Genomic DNA, 16,252 nt, shown 5'->3' with positions numbered 1-16,252 from the left:
AATTCGTGATATTTTTTTAAAATAAGTGCAACTAAGCAGCCAAGCGGCTTGTGGCAGCCGCTAAATGGAGACTTACGTTTTTCTAATAATACTTCGTTGATAGTTGGCAATTCGTGTATAGTCTTCTTCTAATACTCTCGATAAATTAATAAAGATCGGCAATAATTGTCTATACTCTCTTGCAGCCTCTTCTTTAGGTGTATGTTTATAGGTACTGCCAATCATTTCAGAAACGACTTCAAAGGATTCGATTTTCCCAGTAGCATATAGGCCTAAGATACAAGCACCGAGACAAGAACTTTCGTAGCTTTCTGGAACGACTACATCCAGGTCAAAAATATCAGACATCATTTGACGCCAAACTTCTGACCTTGCGAAGCCACCAGTTGCTTGGATTCGAGTCACTGGTCCCTCCATACATTCAACTAATGCTAAAAATACGGTGTATAAATTGTAAATAACACCTTCGAGCGCAGATCGAATCATATGTTCCTTCTTATGTGCCATCGTTAAGCCGAAAAAGGATCCACGCACGTCTGGATTCCATAAGGGAGCACGTTCACCAGCAAGATATGGATGGAATAACAATCCATCGGACCCCGGTTTTACACCTTCTGCAATTTTGGTTAATACTTCATATGGATCAATTCCTAGTCTTTTCGCGGTTTCTACCTCTGAAGCTGCAAACTCATCCTTAATCCAGCGAAAGACCATCCCGCCATTGTTTACAGGTCCGCCAATGACCCAATGTTTTTCCGTTAATGCGTAGCAAAAGATTCGTCCTTTTTCATCGGTTTGCGGCTGGTCAATGATGGTACGAATTGCCCCGCTTGTCCCGATAGTTACGGCAATCTCACCTTTTCGAATCGCATTTACACCAAGATTGGAAAGGACGCCATCACTTGCACCAATTACAAAAGGAGTTAGAGGATCAATGCCCATTTGTTTTGCTAATGCTGGATTACAGTTAGTAAAAATCTCGGTGGTTGAAACGAGCTTAGATAATTGCTCACGTGATATACCAGCGATTTCTATTGCTTCCTTATCCCAATCTAATTCTTTGAGATTCATCATGCACATGGCAGATGCAAGTGAATAATCGACAACATACTGGTCAAAGAACTTTTTAAATATATATTCCTTTATTCCGATATATTTTTTAGCTTTTTCGGCTATCTCTGGGCGTTCATTCACAATCCAAGTAATTTTGCTTAATGGTGACATCGGGTGAATAGGCGTTCCTGTTCGTCTGTAGACTTCATGCCCATTTAATTCATTTTTTATTTTATGTGCCCAGGCTTCACTGCGGTTATCTGCCCAAGTAATACAAGGTGTCAGCGGTTGGTCATTTTCATCCATGGCAATGAGGCTATGCATCGCACTGCTAAATGAGATGAATGAAATCTCTTTTTGAGGATGTTGTTTCATAATCCTCGAAATGGCTTGTACCACAGCCATAAAGATCTCTTCTGGGTCTTGTTCGGCTGTCGAAATATCAGGAGTATAGAGTGGGTAACCAATATTTTCTTGTTGGATGACATCGCCTTTTTCGCTAAATAAAACAGCTTTTGTGCTTGTTGTACCGATGTCTAACCCTAACATATAGCTTGTCATTATTCTTGCACAACTCCTTTATTAAGCATTAGTTGAGACCTCCAAAGGTCTTCTACTTTTCCTTGAACATCATCAAAGTTTTGATGCAATGATAGAATCATCAGGTCTCTATTTTTCGCATTGATCGCATCAATATAAAGTTGATGATTATCCACAATGCGTGGAAAGTCATCGTATTTTTCCTCGAAGCGGGCCCTCATCGCTAAAAGGATGAGAGATTCCATTACAGGTTTTGCATTATTCCAGATCATTGTGATGTAGGAATGATTAATCGCTCGAATAATTGTTTCATGGAATAAAACATCTTGATATGAAAACTCATCGGCATCATGATATTTGATGGCAATTTTCATCATCTCAAGTATTTTACTCAGTTCCTTAACTAACTCTTTAGTGTCTAATTTTACAAGCCGTTCATATACAAATGTTTCTATCATTAATCGGACATCATAAATTTCTACTATTTCTTTAATTGTGAAACCAATTACAACGGCACCCATTCTTTCTAAACGAATCAAATTTTCTGACGCAAGAGTTTTTAATGCTTCCCGAATAGGGGAACGGCTCACTTCAAAGTCGGCAGCTAACTTATTTTCTGAAAGAGTGGTACCGCTTTCAATAAGGCCGGAAATTATTCGCATTCTAAGTTCACAGGTAACACGTTCACCAGCAGAAGCTTTTAAAAGCCATTTTGCGGGATATAAGAATTCCTTTGATTCTGTCATTGATTCACCCTCTTGTTATACGAGTATACTTGTATACAAGTATTATAGGATACATATTAAAAAATGCAAGCGCTTTTTTTAATAAAGTCATGACAACGCAAGAAGGTGTATTAATTATTCTTAGCGAATTTAATAAAAATAATCTAAAAAAGGCCCATTAAATATAGGACACATGAAGAAGGGGCAATATTACTGATGCATAAATGAATACATATGTTGAAAATATTGGCAGTTTTTTTAGGAGGAAATCAAGATGAGTATTTTTCTAAAACAAGTTTTTGTTGGTTTACCGAAAACAGTCGGAAATAAACAGGCAAAAAATCCAATGGAACGAGAATGGACAAGCGCTATTTTTAAAGTGTTGGTTGAAGGACCTGTCTGGGTCGGGAAAACGGGTTTAGCTGGTGATGGACAATGGGATTTGGAACATCATGGCGGGCCGGAAAAAGCTGTATTTGCTTATGGATTTGAAAATTACACCCATTGGCAAAAGGAACTAGGGATATCTGAGATCACATCCGGTGCAATGGGGGAGAACTTCGTCATGGAGCAAATAAATGAGGAGGAGATTTCTATTGGTGATACTTTCCAGATTGGCGGGGCAGTCGTACAGGTATCACAGCCAAGGCAGCCATGCTGGAAACCAGCACGCCGATTTAAAATTAAAAACTTGGCGCTGTTATTACAAAATACGGGCAGAACCGGCTGGTACTTTCGAGTGTTAACAGAGGGTTTTGTTGAAGAGGGGCAGACGTTTACTTTGGTTGATCGACCATATCCACGATGGACCATTCAAAATTGCAATCAAATTATCCATGCTAAGAAACAAAACATGGAGGAAATGCGTGAACTTTCCCAATGTGAATTGCTTGCACCAGGGATAAGAACCACGCTAGAGAAACGAATAGAAATGAGGGAAACACCGGATATCAGAAATAGGGTGTTTGGACCAAATGAATAATTGCTAATTGTCCTTCCTTTTCAAAAAAGCTGTAATATATAATTTTACAGCTTTTTTATATGTGATCTTTAGAGGGGACCCTAGACAATCTTTTATCAACAATCCCAGTAAGCAGGGTCAGCAATAAAGCTAAACCTACATAGTACGGCTGGTCCCACCATACCAAACTATGAAGGATTCCAAATCGGATCAGAACTTGGTTCACCGCATACATAAGTAATCCTGCTAAGATATATTTGCTCCACTTCATTTTCCAGTTAAGTTTATTCATTAGACAATAAAACAGACTATCACATAAATAGAATATAGCTGCTAAGGCAATAGAATCCCGTCCAGAATTTTCAAACCACCCAGGAGTATATATTCGATTCGAGAAAAAGATGATCGGAAGTATATGGGCACTGCAAGATATGGAGCCAATAATTAAATAAAGCATCCAATTATGCTTGAACCCTTTGGAGGGTCGTAAAATCCATTTATAATAAATCTTAGCTGTAGCAAAATAAAAAGGGAGCCCCAGTCCCGTATACGCTAACCTCCACCAATTATGGGAATAGATATGGAGCTTTAAAAATAACCATTCAATCCCGACAAATAATCCAGAAAATAAAACCATCCAAATCCAACCTAAATGAAACGTTGCTATTAAGGTGGCAACGATGGGTAAAGAAAAGGCATTTGAGACAAATGCCCCCAAATTGTTGTCATAGAAAGTATTATGCTGGATAAAATTAGGGTTGTATTTATAGCATCCTAAGAAATTAAAGATGATGGTCTCAATAATAAATCCCATACCAATCATGGTTAATAATAGGAATAGAGTTTGCGTATTTCTTTTTTTGAATAGTATAAAACAAAATAAACTAGTGCTGAAAACCAGTAAAGCATAATACCAATATGAATTATGCATATTATTCACTCCGATAATAGCTGGATTTAGATAGTTTGTTCCTAATAATGAAAATTATGCAATTCCTACCATCAGGTGAAAAACCACTATGGAGAGGGGACCCTAGCGGTTTAATGGAAGGTATTCAGGAATTTTTAGGTAGACACAAGATTTAAACAGGTGCTATTCGATAAGGAATGGGAATCTTTTAAGATCTAGCAAAAAGAATTACCTTGATGTCTCCTCAAAAGTTACCTTAAGGACCTTTTCGGTCTCCTTATTAAATTCTATATTAATAAAAACACCGAATTCCCTATTGTTTTCTTTTAACCAAAGCTTGAACCTTTCGGTGGAGGTTTGTGGTTTACTCGTTCTTCCAACGTGTAGATAATCAATTATTTTTGCATGCGGATACTTTTCATGTGTTTTTTGTAGGGCTAATGTACCCCACTTAGCATAGGGGGGAATCGGCTTATGTTGTGCATTTGCTGTATGAATTGAGGTCAGTGGATGTACACTTTCCGAGATAAAAAGTAAGCTTATATATAAACTAATCAGGATCTTTTTCACGTAATTACCCTCTTTGTTTTTGCTTATAGCATTTCATTTCGAGCAAAAACTTATGTAGGTTTTTGTAAATCATTGTGTTTGTTAACTATCAACACAAAAAATGATGCCATTCAAACCTCAGAGGAGTTATGAATGAAGGAAAAAAAAACAAAATGGATTAAAGAGAGGGGATTATTTTGAAAATTAAATTACTGGATGCATCTGATGCAGAGAGATATTGGAAATTAAGACTAGAAGCACTAAAACAAAATCCTGAAGCATTTTTAACAAGTTATGAGGATGCCATAAAAAGAGAAAATCCCATTGACCAAGTTGCCCGTAACTTTACCACAGAAGGAAACTTTACGTTTGGTGCATTTGATGATGAAGAACTAATCGGAGTAGTCACCTTACTTCAAGAAAGTGCCGAGAAAATACGGCATCGAGCAAATATTTTTGCGATGTATGTCACGCCCAAGAAACAAGGACTAGGCGTAGGTAAGTCATTAATGGTAGAGGCGATCAATAAAGCTAAAACGATGGATGAGATTGAAAAAATTAATTTATCCGTGATGGCAAGCAATGAAAAGGCGAAAAATCTTTATACCCAATTAGGTTTTAAAGTTTATGGATATGAGGAAAACGCAATTAAAACGAATGGAGTTTATTATAATGATGAACATATGGTTCTTGATTTGAAATCAGGGAAGAGAGATTCTAGCCTTAAAGGTGAAAATATCTATATTAGACCATTTTCCACAGAAGATGCACAAGCACTCCTTACATTGCAAACTGTAAACCGCAGTTTTTTCGAACAGTTTTCGATGGAACGAAATGACGATTTTTATACGGTCGAATCTCAATTGAACCGGATAAATATATATGAAGAAGATAGTAAAAATGATCAGACCTATACGTTTGGAATTTTTAAAAATGATGGTCTCTTAATTGGTACTATTAATCTATTTCAAGTACTAAGAGGCTCGCTTCAAAGTGCGTTCATCGGTTATTTTTTAGATGAAAAGCACAATGGGAAGGGCTACACAACTGAAGCGGCTAAACTGCTGTTGAAATATGCATTCAATGAATTGAAATTACACCGGATAGAAGCCGGAGTCATGCCTCATAATATTGGTTCCATTCGAGTGTTAGAGAAATCCGGATTTCATAAAGAAGGAATCGCTTTGAAAAATGTAAAGATCAACGGAAAATGGGAAGACCATCAAGTTTTGGCGATTATTAATCCGAATGACTAATATTATTTCCGTGAAAAGGAAGGTCCCAAAAATGAATATAGTTGAAAAAGCGCTGCAGATAGCGAGTAAAAGTCATCGAAACCAATGCAGAAAGAATACCGACATCCCTTATATCACGCACCCGGTTACCGTCGGGATGATGTTAATGAAAGCAGGGTACGATGATGACATCATCGCAGCGGGAATATTGCATGATACGGTTGAAGATACAGAACTTACTTTGAAAGATATTGAGCGGGAATTTGGACCAAGAATTGCTAGGATTGTGGAAGGATGTTCTGAACCCAATAAATCCCTCCCCTGGAAGGAGCGAAAGGAACATACAATTGAGTTTTTAAAGACAGCATCAGAGGAAATTCGTGTTGTTGCCTGTGCCGATAAATTACATAACATTCGCTCCATAATAAAGGATTATGAGCAGCAGGGGGATGCTGTGTGGAACATATTTAACGCCGGCAAAGAACATCAAGCGTGGTACTACACAAATATTGTTGACAGTCTCCGTCACCAGTCATCGTTCCCATTACTAAAGGAATTAGAAGTTGAAGTAAATCTGCTTTTTAAAAAATAATGTCGATAAGACTCGAATCGGAAGGAGAGGACCTTGGTAAAGGAACTCTTTTTTTCGATTATGTTATAATAAAGTCACAAAAGTAAATTACTTTAATAAGTGTATATTATGATAGGGGGCAAAGGTGAATGGATAATAAACTAATTATGCCAACTGAAATGTCGATAAAAGATAAAAAACATAATGTAAAGGGTAATATAATAAGGGCAGCTGTATTTACACGAAGCAAAGTAATCGAGGTTATGACCGCTGACCAGGAAAGATATTATCTTATTTATTATAAAAATTCCCTAATATTTGGGGAGAAGCTTGATCGAATTGAAGAAGGAACATTTATAGATAAAGCATTTCATGAAGGTATTATTATTGAATCCCCGCATCCGCTCTTAAGTGCATTAATTCCCCTCGTAAACGTCACTATTCCGAATAAAAATAACCTTTTTTCTCAATTACAAATCCATTATTCACTTCAGGAAATGGTCTACATTCTGACAACACTTGACTCGTTTTTTCAAAAAGAACAGCTGATTAAGATCATCGACAAAGTTTTCTTCCACTTTAGAAGAAACGGGAAATTTATGAAATCCTTTCAAATCATTCAAATGTTAGCTGATTTTACACCGACATTAAAATCTGCACAAGAGCGTTTGGCCTCTCTCGAATTTAGTTCATACAACCATTTTTACCATTCCTCGAGTTTACCTGTTATCCAAATGAAGGACCCTCTATATGTTGAATTATATTGCTTCAAAAATCGAACCAATCCAGATGAACGAATATTATTAGAAGAAATAGTGAGTAAACAAGACGATTTAGTTGAGTTATTGCTATGGTTAGAAAATGCAGGGAAATCCAAAGAGGCTAAATCGATTGAAAAGTATACGAGTATTGCGTTGCGCTTTGTGACGATGGAAGAATGGATGCTGATATTGGCTCAACTCAACATCAATCCGTTTCTTGTACTGCCTGATTCAAAATCTTTTATCAAAAAAATGCTTAAAGATGGTAATTATGAGAAAGCTGCCTTATGCATATTAGATTTTATCGATGACATGCCCGCCTCCTACGATGCCATACTCCTTTTAATATGGGAAAATTCTGACCCGAGCTTTGTCATAGAACATTTAGACGAATTTATTAAATTGTTGCAGCACCTGCCACATGCTGAAAAGACCAGGCAATTTGAACAAAAGGTGTTTCAATTTGCTGAAATCCTTCTTAAAGAGCATGATCTTAAAACTGTTCATGAAAAACTTATCCCTATTCAAAAGGTAATCCCGGATTTAGATGTGATTAGAAAAATTAGTGAAATGGTAAATTTATTAGAGGATCCCGATCGGATGATGGAATTGGGTGATTATTATGCGGAATTTAAACAATTCGATCAAGCGATCGATTGCTTCTTCTGGGAAATGGAGCTGCAGCCGCAAAATCCTTCTCCTGTACGAAAAATCAGCAAAATGTATCAATCTAAAGGGATGGTAAAAGAGGCTTCAGCCTATCAAAAAATTTTCGCTCAATTAAAAAGTAATCAAGAAATTGGATGACCCGCCATCATCCGCTTAACTAGTCGCATAAGTTAAGGTCATCAGAGTAGACTTCTGATGACCTTTTGTGGTTACTATACCTTTAATCATAAAAACTAAATTCTGTTTTTAACATCCTCTCTTATTCGTTCGATAATATTCTCGGATAAATTCGCAGGCAGGGATGTCCCATTCTTAAAAACCCAAGCATTTACTAGTTCAAGGTCTCCTTTTTTAAAGGTAATACTATAATCTTGATCTTCGTATGTAAAATCAGCTGTCACTTCTTCTTGGTCATAAGCTTCCTCATCAATAATCATATTAAATATTTCATAAGGTTTCACGGTTATGCTCCTTTGTATCTTTATTGTATGTAAATAGGGTTAACTTTAAAAATATGTTTATTCAATGGTAGCCACAAAAACTACTATATTTCACTTTAATATATTAAATAAGAATATGATAAAATGGGGATGGGAGCGAATGGAGGTTGGCAGCAATTGATTACTTTCTATAAAATCCTTGTATGTATACATATTTTTTCAGCCATCTTGGGGATGGGTCCAGGTTTCATATTAACGACAGTGGTCAAATCTGGGAAGAACATGACCGAATTAAGACATTCATATAGGATTAGACATAAGTTACATATATTTGTAATGGTTGGCGGCACGCTTTTATTAATCACAGGGTTGAGCATGGGGTTTATCAATCCGAGCCTGTTTCGGATGGGATGGTATGTAACCAGTCTCTTTCTCTTTTTGGCTGCACTAGCAATTGGACCACTCGTTTTATCACCTAGGTCAAAACCAGTTAAAGCCCTTTTAGCATCGCACAAAGGAGAAGAAATTCCCGAAGAATATTGGAGTTTATCAAAAATTCTATTTCGATTTGAAAACCTTGAAAATGTAATCTTTCTCATCATCATCGCCCTGATGATTTTCAAGCCATTCTAAAAAGGTGTCAGGCACCACTCGTAGACAAATGTCCACGAACGGTGCCTGACACCTTTTTATTTATGTCTTTTAAGTTTACCTCTTAGCTTGGAATAGTACTGCTTTTAACGTAGAAGATGAGAATAAGCTAATCGGATGGGCTTTCAGTTGAAGTACATTGATAAGCTTTCCGTATACCTTTTGATTGCTTTCACAGGCTAAAATCACTCGTTTTACATACCACTTCAGTAATGGAAGGCCAAACGGTTTTGCACCGTCGGTATGGGTGAAGCGAAAATCTTCAGTTAAAGCGATTAACCATGGGACATCTATGATTTTACTGAAGCTTCGATGAGTATTTTTCGAAATTTGTGAAAGCTTATTTTTATTTAACGATTTTTGAAGTTCCTTTTTCAGAGCAATCGCCTCAAGTGCAGCGATGCTCATCCCCTGTCCAAAAACAGGATCAATACGGCAATAGGCATCCCCACTAACAATTAGTCCATTTGGGAAACGTTGTAACTTCTCATAATGAAAGCGGCGTAAGGCTGGAAACCGATAAACACTGACATCCGTCTCAGGTGTTCCATTTTTAATTGCTTCATATACATCAGGTTGTTCAAGGCTTTTGGCATAGTTTATAAATTCCTCTAACGTGCTAGGTGGTGATTCAACGCCATAGCCAAGTAATGTCACCATCCAGCGCTGATTTTCAATTGGGGAAATGCTCCCTCCACGATTCTGTCTAGGCGGATTAGGGTAAACCAATAAATTACCCCAGTCTTTATTTTTGGAGGAAAGCGAGCTGTAGATGCGACTGGCATAGAAAAGGTTTACTTTTACTTCGGTTTTTTGGGGGGCATCGAAACCTAATTGTCTGAGCCAATTAGTTGAATTTGACCCAGCCCCTGTAGCATCCACAACTAAATTAGCGTTAAGTGGAACGGCTGCTTCTCCATCCTTTTGAATTTCTACTCCTATGATACTGGTAGAATCACTATTTATCAGCATCCTTTTCGCTTTGGCACCATATAAAAAGCTTATATTTGGAATCATCTCGAGCCTGCGCTGGATATGCCATTCAAGGAAGGGTCTGCTTTGCTGGATAATTGATATCCCGGCATGATATTTCACCTTCCAGCTCCCATGATGATTCCAAGCAAGCTCACTGGTGAAATCTGATTTTACTGAGCCATCTGCGATTAGTTCATCGACAATCCCTGGAAAAAGTTCAGTGAGAATCTCCTCACCACTTTTTAAAAGGGCATGGCCATGTGACCCTTGTGGCACTCCGGTTCTGGTCAAATGTTTTTCGCGCTTTTGGTCCTTTTCTATAATTAACACTTCTTCAAAAAAGTCGGACAGGATGCGCGCAGCGAATAAACCAGCAATACTTCCGCCGATAACAAGTGCTTGTTTTCCTAAAAAACTATTTGTTGATGACATTCCTAGCAAACCTCCGATAATACTATTTGCACGATATAATTAATGGTTAGTATTATATCATTTTTTTATGGCCCCTATGAGTTTAGAATGTGGAGGATTTACCTAAACTAATAGGGAAGTAAAGAGAAAATCGGATTAGAGGGAGATTGGTGTGTTTGATAGATTATAAAATTAGTACATATGAGGAAGCGGTCCAGGTCGTTAAGCAAGTTGGTCTACTTCCATTGTCGCCGCTCATTCCTCACTATCCTTCACTTGATAGCATTACATCCAAAGAACATTGGTATTCGGGTTCAGAATTTGACCCATGGTTATGGAGGGCGCAGTTCCCTGTTGATGGTGTGGCAGCCTACGGAAAGTTTGTTAAGAAGAAATCAGTTTTAATTTCCCGCGAGTTCCTCCCATTAGTAAGTGCGATATTGGGGTCACAGTATTCAGTGGCTAAACGTTACAATGACGGTCTTGTTTCTAGAGAAGCCTTAGAATTATTTACTTTGATTAGTGAGGAAGAAGGCATAGACACAAGAGTATTAAGGGCCAAAGCAGGCATGAAAGACAAAGAAAAGAAAAAGGTGTTTGATAACGCATTGTTGGAATTACAGGGGTCTATGGATATTGTTGTTTCAGGGACAAAGGAGAAAACGAATGTTTCGGGCGAGAAAAACGGCTGGAGCAGTACATCCTTCGAAACCCTTGCCTTTTGGTCAAAAAATAACCACGTGGATCAAAGAAAAATAGAAATGGACGAAGCAAAACATGAGCTGAAAAACCATTTTGAGCAGTTATGCGGTCCCGAGTCCATGAAAGCATTAGTAAAGATTTTTAAGGTTTAGGTTAATTTCATTGATATACATTTTATGACAAACTTCGCTCTTGATTCTTAGAGTAGAATAAAGTAGTATGGAAACTACGATATTCGAAAGGGTGACCATAAAGCCAATGATTCACTAAACCTATTAAAAGAAAAAAATTCGGATCATCATACGAACATATTTCTGGATAGGGTTAGTGCGGGCTTTTATAGACAAAAGGGAGTTGAAGGTACTTGGTGTACTGTGCCCTTTTGTTGTAAAGTACCTCCTGTCCAGATAAATGGATAAGGAGGTTTTTTTATGGAAGAAGCAAAATCAAACATTACCATGGGGGACTTATTTAGAAATCGAGTGATACGTACCATCTTGCTATCGACATTATTTTTACAAATCGGTATTTGGGTACGTAACTACTCCATATTGTTGTTTGTTATTGAGCAGACAAATGAAGATCCGGTTGCGGTATCGCTTATTTCTGTTGCAGAATTCGCGCCTATTTTTCTATTTTCCTTTATTGGAGGCACCTTTGCAGACAGATGGCGTCCGAAACGGACAATGATATGGTGTGACTTCCTTAGCGCGCTGTCTATCTTTATTGTATTGTTAACACTAGTATTTGGGGGCTGGAAAGTTATTTTCTTCGCCACACTTGTATCATCGATTCTTTCACAGTTTTCACAGCCTTCTGGAATGAAACTGTTCAAGCTTCATGTAAAGGAAGAACTAATTCAAATGGGTATGTCGATGTACCAAACGGTGTTTGCTTTGTTTATGATTTTAGGGCCGATTATCGGTACGTTTGTTTACCAGCATTACGGCATTAGTGCAGCGATTGCCATTATGGGGATTGCCTTTATGCTATCGGCAGCGATTCTATTTATGCTTCCACCTGACCGGGAAAACGAAGAAAATGCTGTAAAAACCACACTTATGGAAGAAATGAAGGAAGGTTTCCGTTATGTTTGGAACAGCCGGGCACTGACTTTGCTGGGTGGCTGTTTTGCAGCAGCAGGTTTAGGACTGGGGCTAACGCAGCCACTTTCCGTTTTCCTCATTACGGAACAACTTGGTTTACCTAAAGAGATGCTGCAATGGTTGATGGCAGCGTTTGGAGCAGGGATGATTTTAGGTGGAGGTCTCACGATGGGGTTAGCGAAAAAGACTCCTCCGCAAATCTTGCTTGCAATTGGAATGAGCGCCAGTGCTCTTGGATTTTTTGTAATGGGGCTATCAGAGCAGTTATGGCTGACATTGACTGCGCAATTTATTAGCGGCTTGTTTATGCCCTGTATTCACATTGGAATTAATACGATGATTTTGAAAAATACAGATGAAGCTTTTATTGGTCGAGTCAATGGCATTTTAAACCCGATGTTTATGGGGACTATGGTCATTACCATGAGTGCGAGCGGATGGTTGAAGAAATCAACTTCGCTTGTCGCGATGTACGAAGCGTCTGCCCTACTCTTTATAGTGGGTGTAATTATCCTCATTCCACTCTTCAAGCGTTCGGTTAGTATGTTGAAAAAGAGTGAGGAAGTATAAGTTTTACAGCTGCTCTGTTTTTAGAGCAGCTTTTTTACGCAAAAAAATCGCCAGTGCCATCTGCTCTTTCTTCCACAAAAAAAAACGTAGTGGAAGCCTACGATTTTTTAGTCACTATTTTCGTCGATTACTAATGGAAGTGTAATTACTACTTGAGTTCCCTCATTTGGATTACTCTTTATAGAAATTTTCCCGCCATAGGAGTCGATAATTCGTTTGCATACTGTTAAACCTAGTCCAGATCCATCTTTCTTTAATGTGAAGAATGGGTTAAATGCTTGGCTAATTTGATCTTTCTGCATCCCAACTCCATTATCAGTCACTGTAATCAAACAATTATCTAATTGTTTATGAAGCGTAATAGAAAATTTTCCTCCATAAGGCATTGCTTGTAGGGAGTTTTTTGTTAAATTAAGAATGACTTGCTTTAACTGATCCTTGACACAAGAAACAAGCAGTTCTTCTGAATGATAATCAACGGTTAATACCACATTCATATAATTGGCTTCCGAATGAATAATCGGCTCAATCTCAGCTACTATGGAATTAGCATTATAAGTTTTAAGTGTGTGGGCAGTCGGTTTTCCGAGAACAAGCAATTCACTAACAATCACATTGATTCGATCGATCTCCATTTGAATCACTTCGAAATAGGATTGAGTTTTCTTATCTTGATATTCCTCACTTAAAAGTTTTACTAACCCTTTTATTCCGGTTAAAGGATTCCGTATTTCATGGGCCGTACTAGCCGCGAGTTTTCCGATTAATTCTAATTTATGAATTTCAGTTTGTTCATTTTCTTTTTTTATCTTCCTTTTTAAAAGAAAATATTGGGCCAATAAAAATATGATATTTGAAATTGTTAGAAAGATGATTAGGTATTTTAAAAAGGGTTTCCAAAAAGCGAGGTCATTTTCAGACCTAACTAAGACTGATATTGTTAAAGGTATTTTCGCTATCTTCATACTGGATTTTATAGAACTCTCTTCAGGAACGGATCCTGCTGTTAGTAAAATATGATCAGAACCATCTGTGACGATGACCATCTCATCTTTAACATGGTTTTTAATGGCTGCTTTTATTTCGTCTATACGCAAACTGGCAACGAGAACTCCCTGTAATTGGCCATGGTTGATAATGGGAGTAGCAATGGAAATGATTTGCCTTCCTGTAACCCTGCCTATATGTACTTCTGAAAAACTTGTTTTCTCTGTTTTGATTGCTTGCTGAAAATAAGGTTGATCGCTTACATTGATATTTTTTGAATTTGTATTCGTGCTAATTAATAAGTCTCCATTTGCATTTGTCCAAAAAAAACCTGAAAGGCGAAGATCTTTACCCATTGTTTCCCGAAGTAAATTTTCCACATCATTTATGTTATTTTTCTGATATTTAATAGAAGTAGCGAGCATTTCTAATCTGCCAACCGTTTCTCCAAGGAAATTTTCAATGTTCTGTGTGTGAAAGTCGGCATACTCTTGTGCTTTGTATTGATTTTGATCTTCCAAAAATTTAACTTGGTGCTGTGCTAAGACCGTACTGATTGCTATAGTGGGGATCAATGTGAGAAGTAGATATAATAGAAATTTATTCTTCAGGATCGATGTAAAACTTCGAATGACAACCAAGTGGAATCTACTCCTCAAAATTTGTTTATCATTATTCTACTATTTTTTTATGCGCTGAAGTATACCCTACCCATTATTTTGTGATTAAATGAGTAAATTATATTCATGTAAGTGTTGAATCGTTAATAGTTTGGATCTGTTATACTTGGCTGTTGATTTCCGCTCCAGGCGCGTGCGGTTCGCGGGCGGTCCGGGGAGCCTCCTCGGCGCTAAGCGCCTGCGGGGTCTCCCCTTCCCCGTCCTCCCGCAGGAGTCTTCGCGCCTTCCGCTCCAATCAACATGTGCCAAATCAACAATGAGCTTTAACCTAGCCAATAGTTTAAGAAACTGCAAATGAAGGAATAAGGGATAAAAATTCTGTTAAATCCTGTATATTTATCATAAATGTTCTCTTTTTGTGGATTCTAATACCAAATGGTATGTATAATCCGAATTTATATAAAAGAACAGAGGCGATTCTATGGAAGATAAAATAAAAATTCGATTAACGGCTGCCGAAATGTCAACATTATGGAGCCAATATTTGAGTGACACACTTGCGGTTTGTGTGTCCAGTTATTTTATAGAGAAGGTGGAAGACGAGGAAAGTACGTCCCATCATTGAATTTACACTGGATGTAGCTAAAGGCAACATAACGATTATGCAGGAACTGTTTAAAAAGGAGAATTTCCCTGTCCCGATTGGCTTTACGGATCAAGATGTAAATCCAAAAGCCCCAAAACTATTTTCAGACACTTTTGTTTTAATGTTTTTTCGCAGTATGTCTATTCTTGCAATGGCTGCAAGTAGTGCAGCATTAGGATTGGTGACACGGGCAGATATCGTTGATTTTCATAAACGTATATTAAATTGTGCGGTTAAGTTACAGGATCTGACAAGGGATCTCATGTTGGAACAAGGTACATATATCAGACCTCCCTACATTTCTACACCTGACAAAGTTGATTTTGTGAAAAGGGATCATTTTTTGGCTGGCTTTTTTGGACATAAGAGGCCGATTACTTCTGTAAAAGTTACGCATTTGTTTTCAAATATCCAAACAAATATGATTGGAAAGGCATTAATTACAGGGTATGCACAGATTGCGCAGGATCAAGAAGTGAAAGAATTTTTGGTAAGAGGAATGCAAATTGCGCAACATCAGGCAAATCAATTTAGTGAGATTTTAATAAATGAGGATCTTCCCGCTCCAATGAGTTGGGATTCTGCTGTTACCGATTCAACCGTACCTGTGTTTTCAGATAAATTTATTATGTTTAATGTTTCATCAATGATCGCAGCAGGGATTGGAAATTACGGGATGGCCATCGCTGCAAGTCCGAGAAGGGATATTGCGCTAAAGTATGCTTCGTTGCTTCCGGAAATCTCTCAGTATGCGGAAGGAGGAGCGAAGATTATGATCAAACATGGGTGGATGGAGGAACCTCCTCAAGCAGATGATCGGGATGAAATCATTCAGGGCTAGGAGACTAAGTTTAAGTTACTATCTTCAACTATTTTTTTGAAAACCGTCATTTTTAAAATGTCGGTTTTTTTCTTATTTTACTTAAACCGCATATAAAGATACAGCTTGATACTACCGAAGTTACTAAAATAAAAAATTTGAAACTTTTGGACCATCAGGATTTCACCGTTTATTCCTCCAAAAAAATAATCAAATAAATTTTCCCAACGCAAAAATGAACTTAGCGTTGGGATTTTTAATAGAATAGATGATATTTTCGCTGGTGCCTGACACCATGTCCCAACTTTTTCCCAATTATCCTAAAAGATTCATCGTGTTATGATTATTTT

At 37.6% G+C, this 16,252-nt stretch carries 16 protein-coding genes and 1 pseudogene; 10 read left to right on the top strand and 7 right to left on the bottom strand.

The annotated features are described in order from the left end of the window. Positions 1-72: 72 nt before the first annotated feature. Both gntK and AB7942_RS04290 read right to left on the bottom strand, forming a co-directional pair. The gene (gene gntK, locus AB7942_RS04295; RefSeq protein WP_369445932.1) at positions 73-1,614 is read right to left on the bottom strand and encodes a gluconokinase; all 1,542 of its coding nucleotides are present in this window, start codon (positions 1,612-1,614) and stop codon (positions 73-75) included. After that, complete coding sequence (locus tag AB7942_RS04290; RefSeq protein ID WP_369445931.1) at positions 1,614-2,339, bottom strand: GntR family transcriptional regulator; 726 nt, start codon at positions 2,337-2,339, stop codon at positions 1,614-1,616. The genes gntK and AB7942_RS04290 overlap by 1 nt, the downstream gene beginning before the upstream one ends. Before the next feature lie 253 nt (positions 2,340-2,592). Here AB7942_RS04290 and AB7942_RS04285 point away from each other — a divergent pair, with 253 nt between their 5' ends. Continuing rightward, complete coding sequence (locus AB7942_RS04285) at positions 2,593-3,300, top strand: MOSC domain-containing protein (protein ID WP_369445930.1); 708 nt, start codon at positions 2,593-2,595, stop codon at positions 3,298-3,300. Between the two features lie 55 nt (positions 3,301-3,355). On the opposite strand, the gene AB7942_RS04280 is transcribed toward AB7942_RS04285, so the two are convergent. Both AB7942_RS04280 and AB7942_RS04275 read right to left on the bottom strand, forming a co-directional pair. After that, complete coding sequence (locus AB7942_RS04280) at positions 3,356-4,210, bottom strand: hypothetical protein (RefSeq protein WP_369445929.1); 855 nt, start codon at positions 4,208-4,210, stop codon at positions 3,356-3,358. Positions 4,211-4,417: 207 nt separating this feature from the next. After that, a complete protein-coding gene (locus tag AB7942_RS04275) occupies positions 4,418-4,696 on the bottom strand; it encodes a DUF3889 domain-containing protein (RefSeq protein ID WP_483310839.1) in 279 nt (92 codons plus the stop codon). Between the two features lie 239 nt (positions 4,697-4,935). Here AB7942_RS04275 and AB7942_RS04270 point away from each other — a divergent pair. The 4 genes and pseudogenes from AB7942_RS04270 to AB7942_RS04255 form a co-directional block, all read left to right on the top strand. Further along, positions 4,936-5,403: pseudogene (locus AB7942_RS04270) on the top strand (GNAT family N-acetyltransferase); the annotation flags it as partial. An 18-nt stretch (positions 5,404-5,421) separates the two neighbouring features. Then, positions 5,422-5,994 (top strand): GNAT family N-acetyltransferase, encoded by a 573-nt coding sequence (locus AB7942_RS04265; protein ID WP_369446131.1) that lies wholly within the window; start codon positions 5,422-5,424, stop codon positions 5,992-5,994. A 31-nt stretch (positions 5,995-6,025) separates the two neighbouring features. Then, positions 6,026-6,565: an HD domain-containing protein gene (locus AB7942_RS04260; RefSeq protein WP_369445927.1), complete on the top strand. Its 540-nt coding sequence runs from the start codon at positions 6,026-6,028 to the stop codon at positions 6,563-6,565. Between the two features lie 128 nt (positions 6,566-6,693). Continuing rightward, on the top strand, positions 6,694-8,112 hold the full coding sequence (locus AB7942_RS04255; protein ID WP_369445926.1) for a tetratricopeptide repeat protein: 1,419 nt from the start codon (positions 6,694-6,696) through the stop codon (positions 8,110-8,112). A gap of 95 nt (positions 8,113-8,207) precedes the next feature. Here AB7942_RS04255 and AB7942_RS04250 read toward each other — a convergent pair whose 3' ends face one another. After that, complete coding sequence (locus AB7942_RS04250; protein ID WP_088085616.1) at positions 8,208-8,435, bottom strand: hypothetical protein; 228 nt, start codon at positions 8,433-8,435, stop codon at positions 8,208-8,210. A gap of 156 nt (positions 8,436-8,591) precedes the next feature. Between AB7942_RS04250 and AB7942_RS04245 the strand changes: the two genes are divergently transcribed. Then, positions 8,592-9,047 (top strand): DUF2269 family protein, encoded by a 456-nt coding sequence (locus tag AB7942_RS04245; RefSeq protein WP_088090311.1) that lies wholly within the window; start codon positions 8,592-8,594, stop codon positions 9,045-9,047. Positions 9,048-9,122: 75 nt separating this feature from the next. Here AB7942_RS04245 and AB7942_RS04240 read toward each other — a convergent pair whose 3' ends face one another. Further along, entirely contained in the window at positions 9,123-10,472 is a 1,350-nt protein-coding gene (locus AB7942_RS04240; RefSeq protein WP_369445925.1) for an FAD-dependent oxidoreductase, read from the bottom strand. 155 nt (positions 10,473-10,627) lie between these two features. Here AB7942_RS04240 and AB7942_RS04235 point away from each other — a divergent pair, with 155 nt between their 5' ends. Together AB7942_RS04235 and AB7942_RS04230 are read left to right on the top strand one after the other, a co-directional pair. Beyond that, entirely contained in the window at positions 10,628-11,305 is a 678-nt protein-coding gene (locus tag AB7942_RS04235) for an AlkZ-related protein (protein ID WP_369445924.1), read from the top strand. A gap of 279 nt (positions 11,306-11,584) precedes the next feature. Beyond that, positions 11,585-12,829 (top strand): MFS transporter, encoded by a 1,245-nt coding sequence (locus AB7942_RS04230; RefSeq protein WP_369445923.1) that lies wholly within the window; start codon positions 11,585-11,587, stop codon positions 12,827-12,829. Between the two features lie 107 nt (positions 12,830-12,936). Here the strand turns inward: AB7942_RS04230 and AB7942_RS04225 are convergent, their stop codons facing one another. Further along, complete coding sequence (locus tag AB7942_RS04225; protein WP_369445922.1) at positions 12,937-14,457, bottom strand: ATP-binding protein; 1,521 nt, start codon at positions 14,455-14,457, stop codon at positions 12,937-12,939. Between the two features lie 460 nt (positions 14,458-14,917). On the opposite strand from AB7942_RS04225, the gene AB7942_RS04220 reads away from it, so the two are divergent. Together AB7942_RS04220 and AB7942_RS04215 are read left to right on the top strand one after the other, a co-directional pair. Beyond that, positions 14,918-15,061 carry a DUF3231 family protein gene (locus AB7942_RS04220; protein WP_369445921.1) on the top strand — a complete coding sequence of 48 codons (144 nt, stop codon included), beginning with the start codon at positions 14,918-14,920 and terminating at the stop codon, positions 15,059-15,061. A 37-nt stretch (positions 15,062-15,098) separates the two neighbouring features. Next, entirely contained in the window at positions 15,099-15,923 is an 825-nt protein-coding gene (locus AB7942_RS04215; RefSeq protein WP_369445920.1) for a DUF3231 family protein, read from the top strand. Positions 15,924-16,252: the final 329 nt, after the last annotated feature.

Source organism: Neobacillus sp. BF23-41 (assembly GCF_041106275.1).
This window is presented reverse-complemented; position numbering and strand designations above follow the sequence as displayed.

Bases quoted from the DNA above. Each gene is read 5' to 3' on its own strand.
- gntK (WP_369445932.1), bottom strand. From the start codon at position 1,614: ATGACAAGCTATATGTTAGGGTTAGACATCGGTACAACAAGCACAAAA.
- AB7942_RS04260 (WP_369445927.1), top strand. From the start codon at position 6,026: ATGAATATAGTTGAAAAAGCGCTGCAGATAGCGAGTAAAAGTCATCGA.
- AB7942_RS04280 (WP_369445929.1), bottom strand. From the start codon at position 4,210: ATGCATAATTCATATTGGTATTATGCTTTACTGGTTTTCAGCACTAGT.
- AB7942_RS04215 (WP_369445920.1), top strand. From the start codon at position 15,099: ATGCAGGAACTGTTTAAAAAGGAGAATTTCCCTGTCCCGATTGGCTTT.
- AB7942_RS04290 (WP_369445931.1), bottom strand. From the start codon at position 2,339: ATGACAGAATCAAAGGAATTCTTATATCCCGCAAAATGGCTTTTAAAA.
- AB7942_RS04285 (WP_369445930.1), top strand. From the start codon at position 2,593: ATGAGTATTTTTCTAAAACAAGTTTTTGTTGGTTTACCGAAAACAGTC.
- AB7942_RS04240 (WP_369445925.1), bottom strand. From the start codon at position 10,472: ATGTCATCAACAAATAGTTTTTTAGGAAAACAAGCACTTGTTATCGGC.
- AB7942_RS04220 (WP_369445921.1), top strand. From the start codon at position 14,918: ATGGAAGATAAAATAAAAATTCGATTAACGGCTGCCGAAATGTCAACA.
- AB7942_RS04255 (WP_369445926.1), top strand. From the start codon at position 6,694: ATGGATAATAAACTAATTATGCCAACTGAAATGTCGATAAAAGATAAA.
- AB7942_RS04230 (WP_369445923.1), top strand. From the start codon at position 11,585: ATGGAAGAAGCAAAATCAAACATTACCATGGGGGACTTATTTAGAAAT.
- AB7942_RS04265 (WP_369446131.1), top strand. From the start codon at position 5,422: ATGGTTCTTGATTTGAAATCAGGGAAGAGAGATTCTAGCCTTAAAGGT.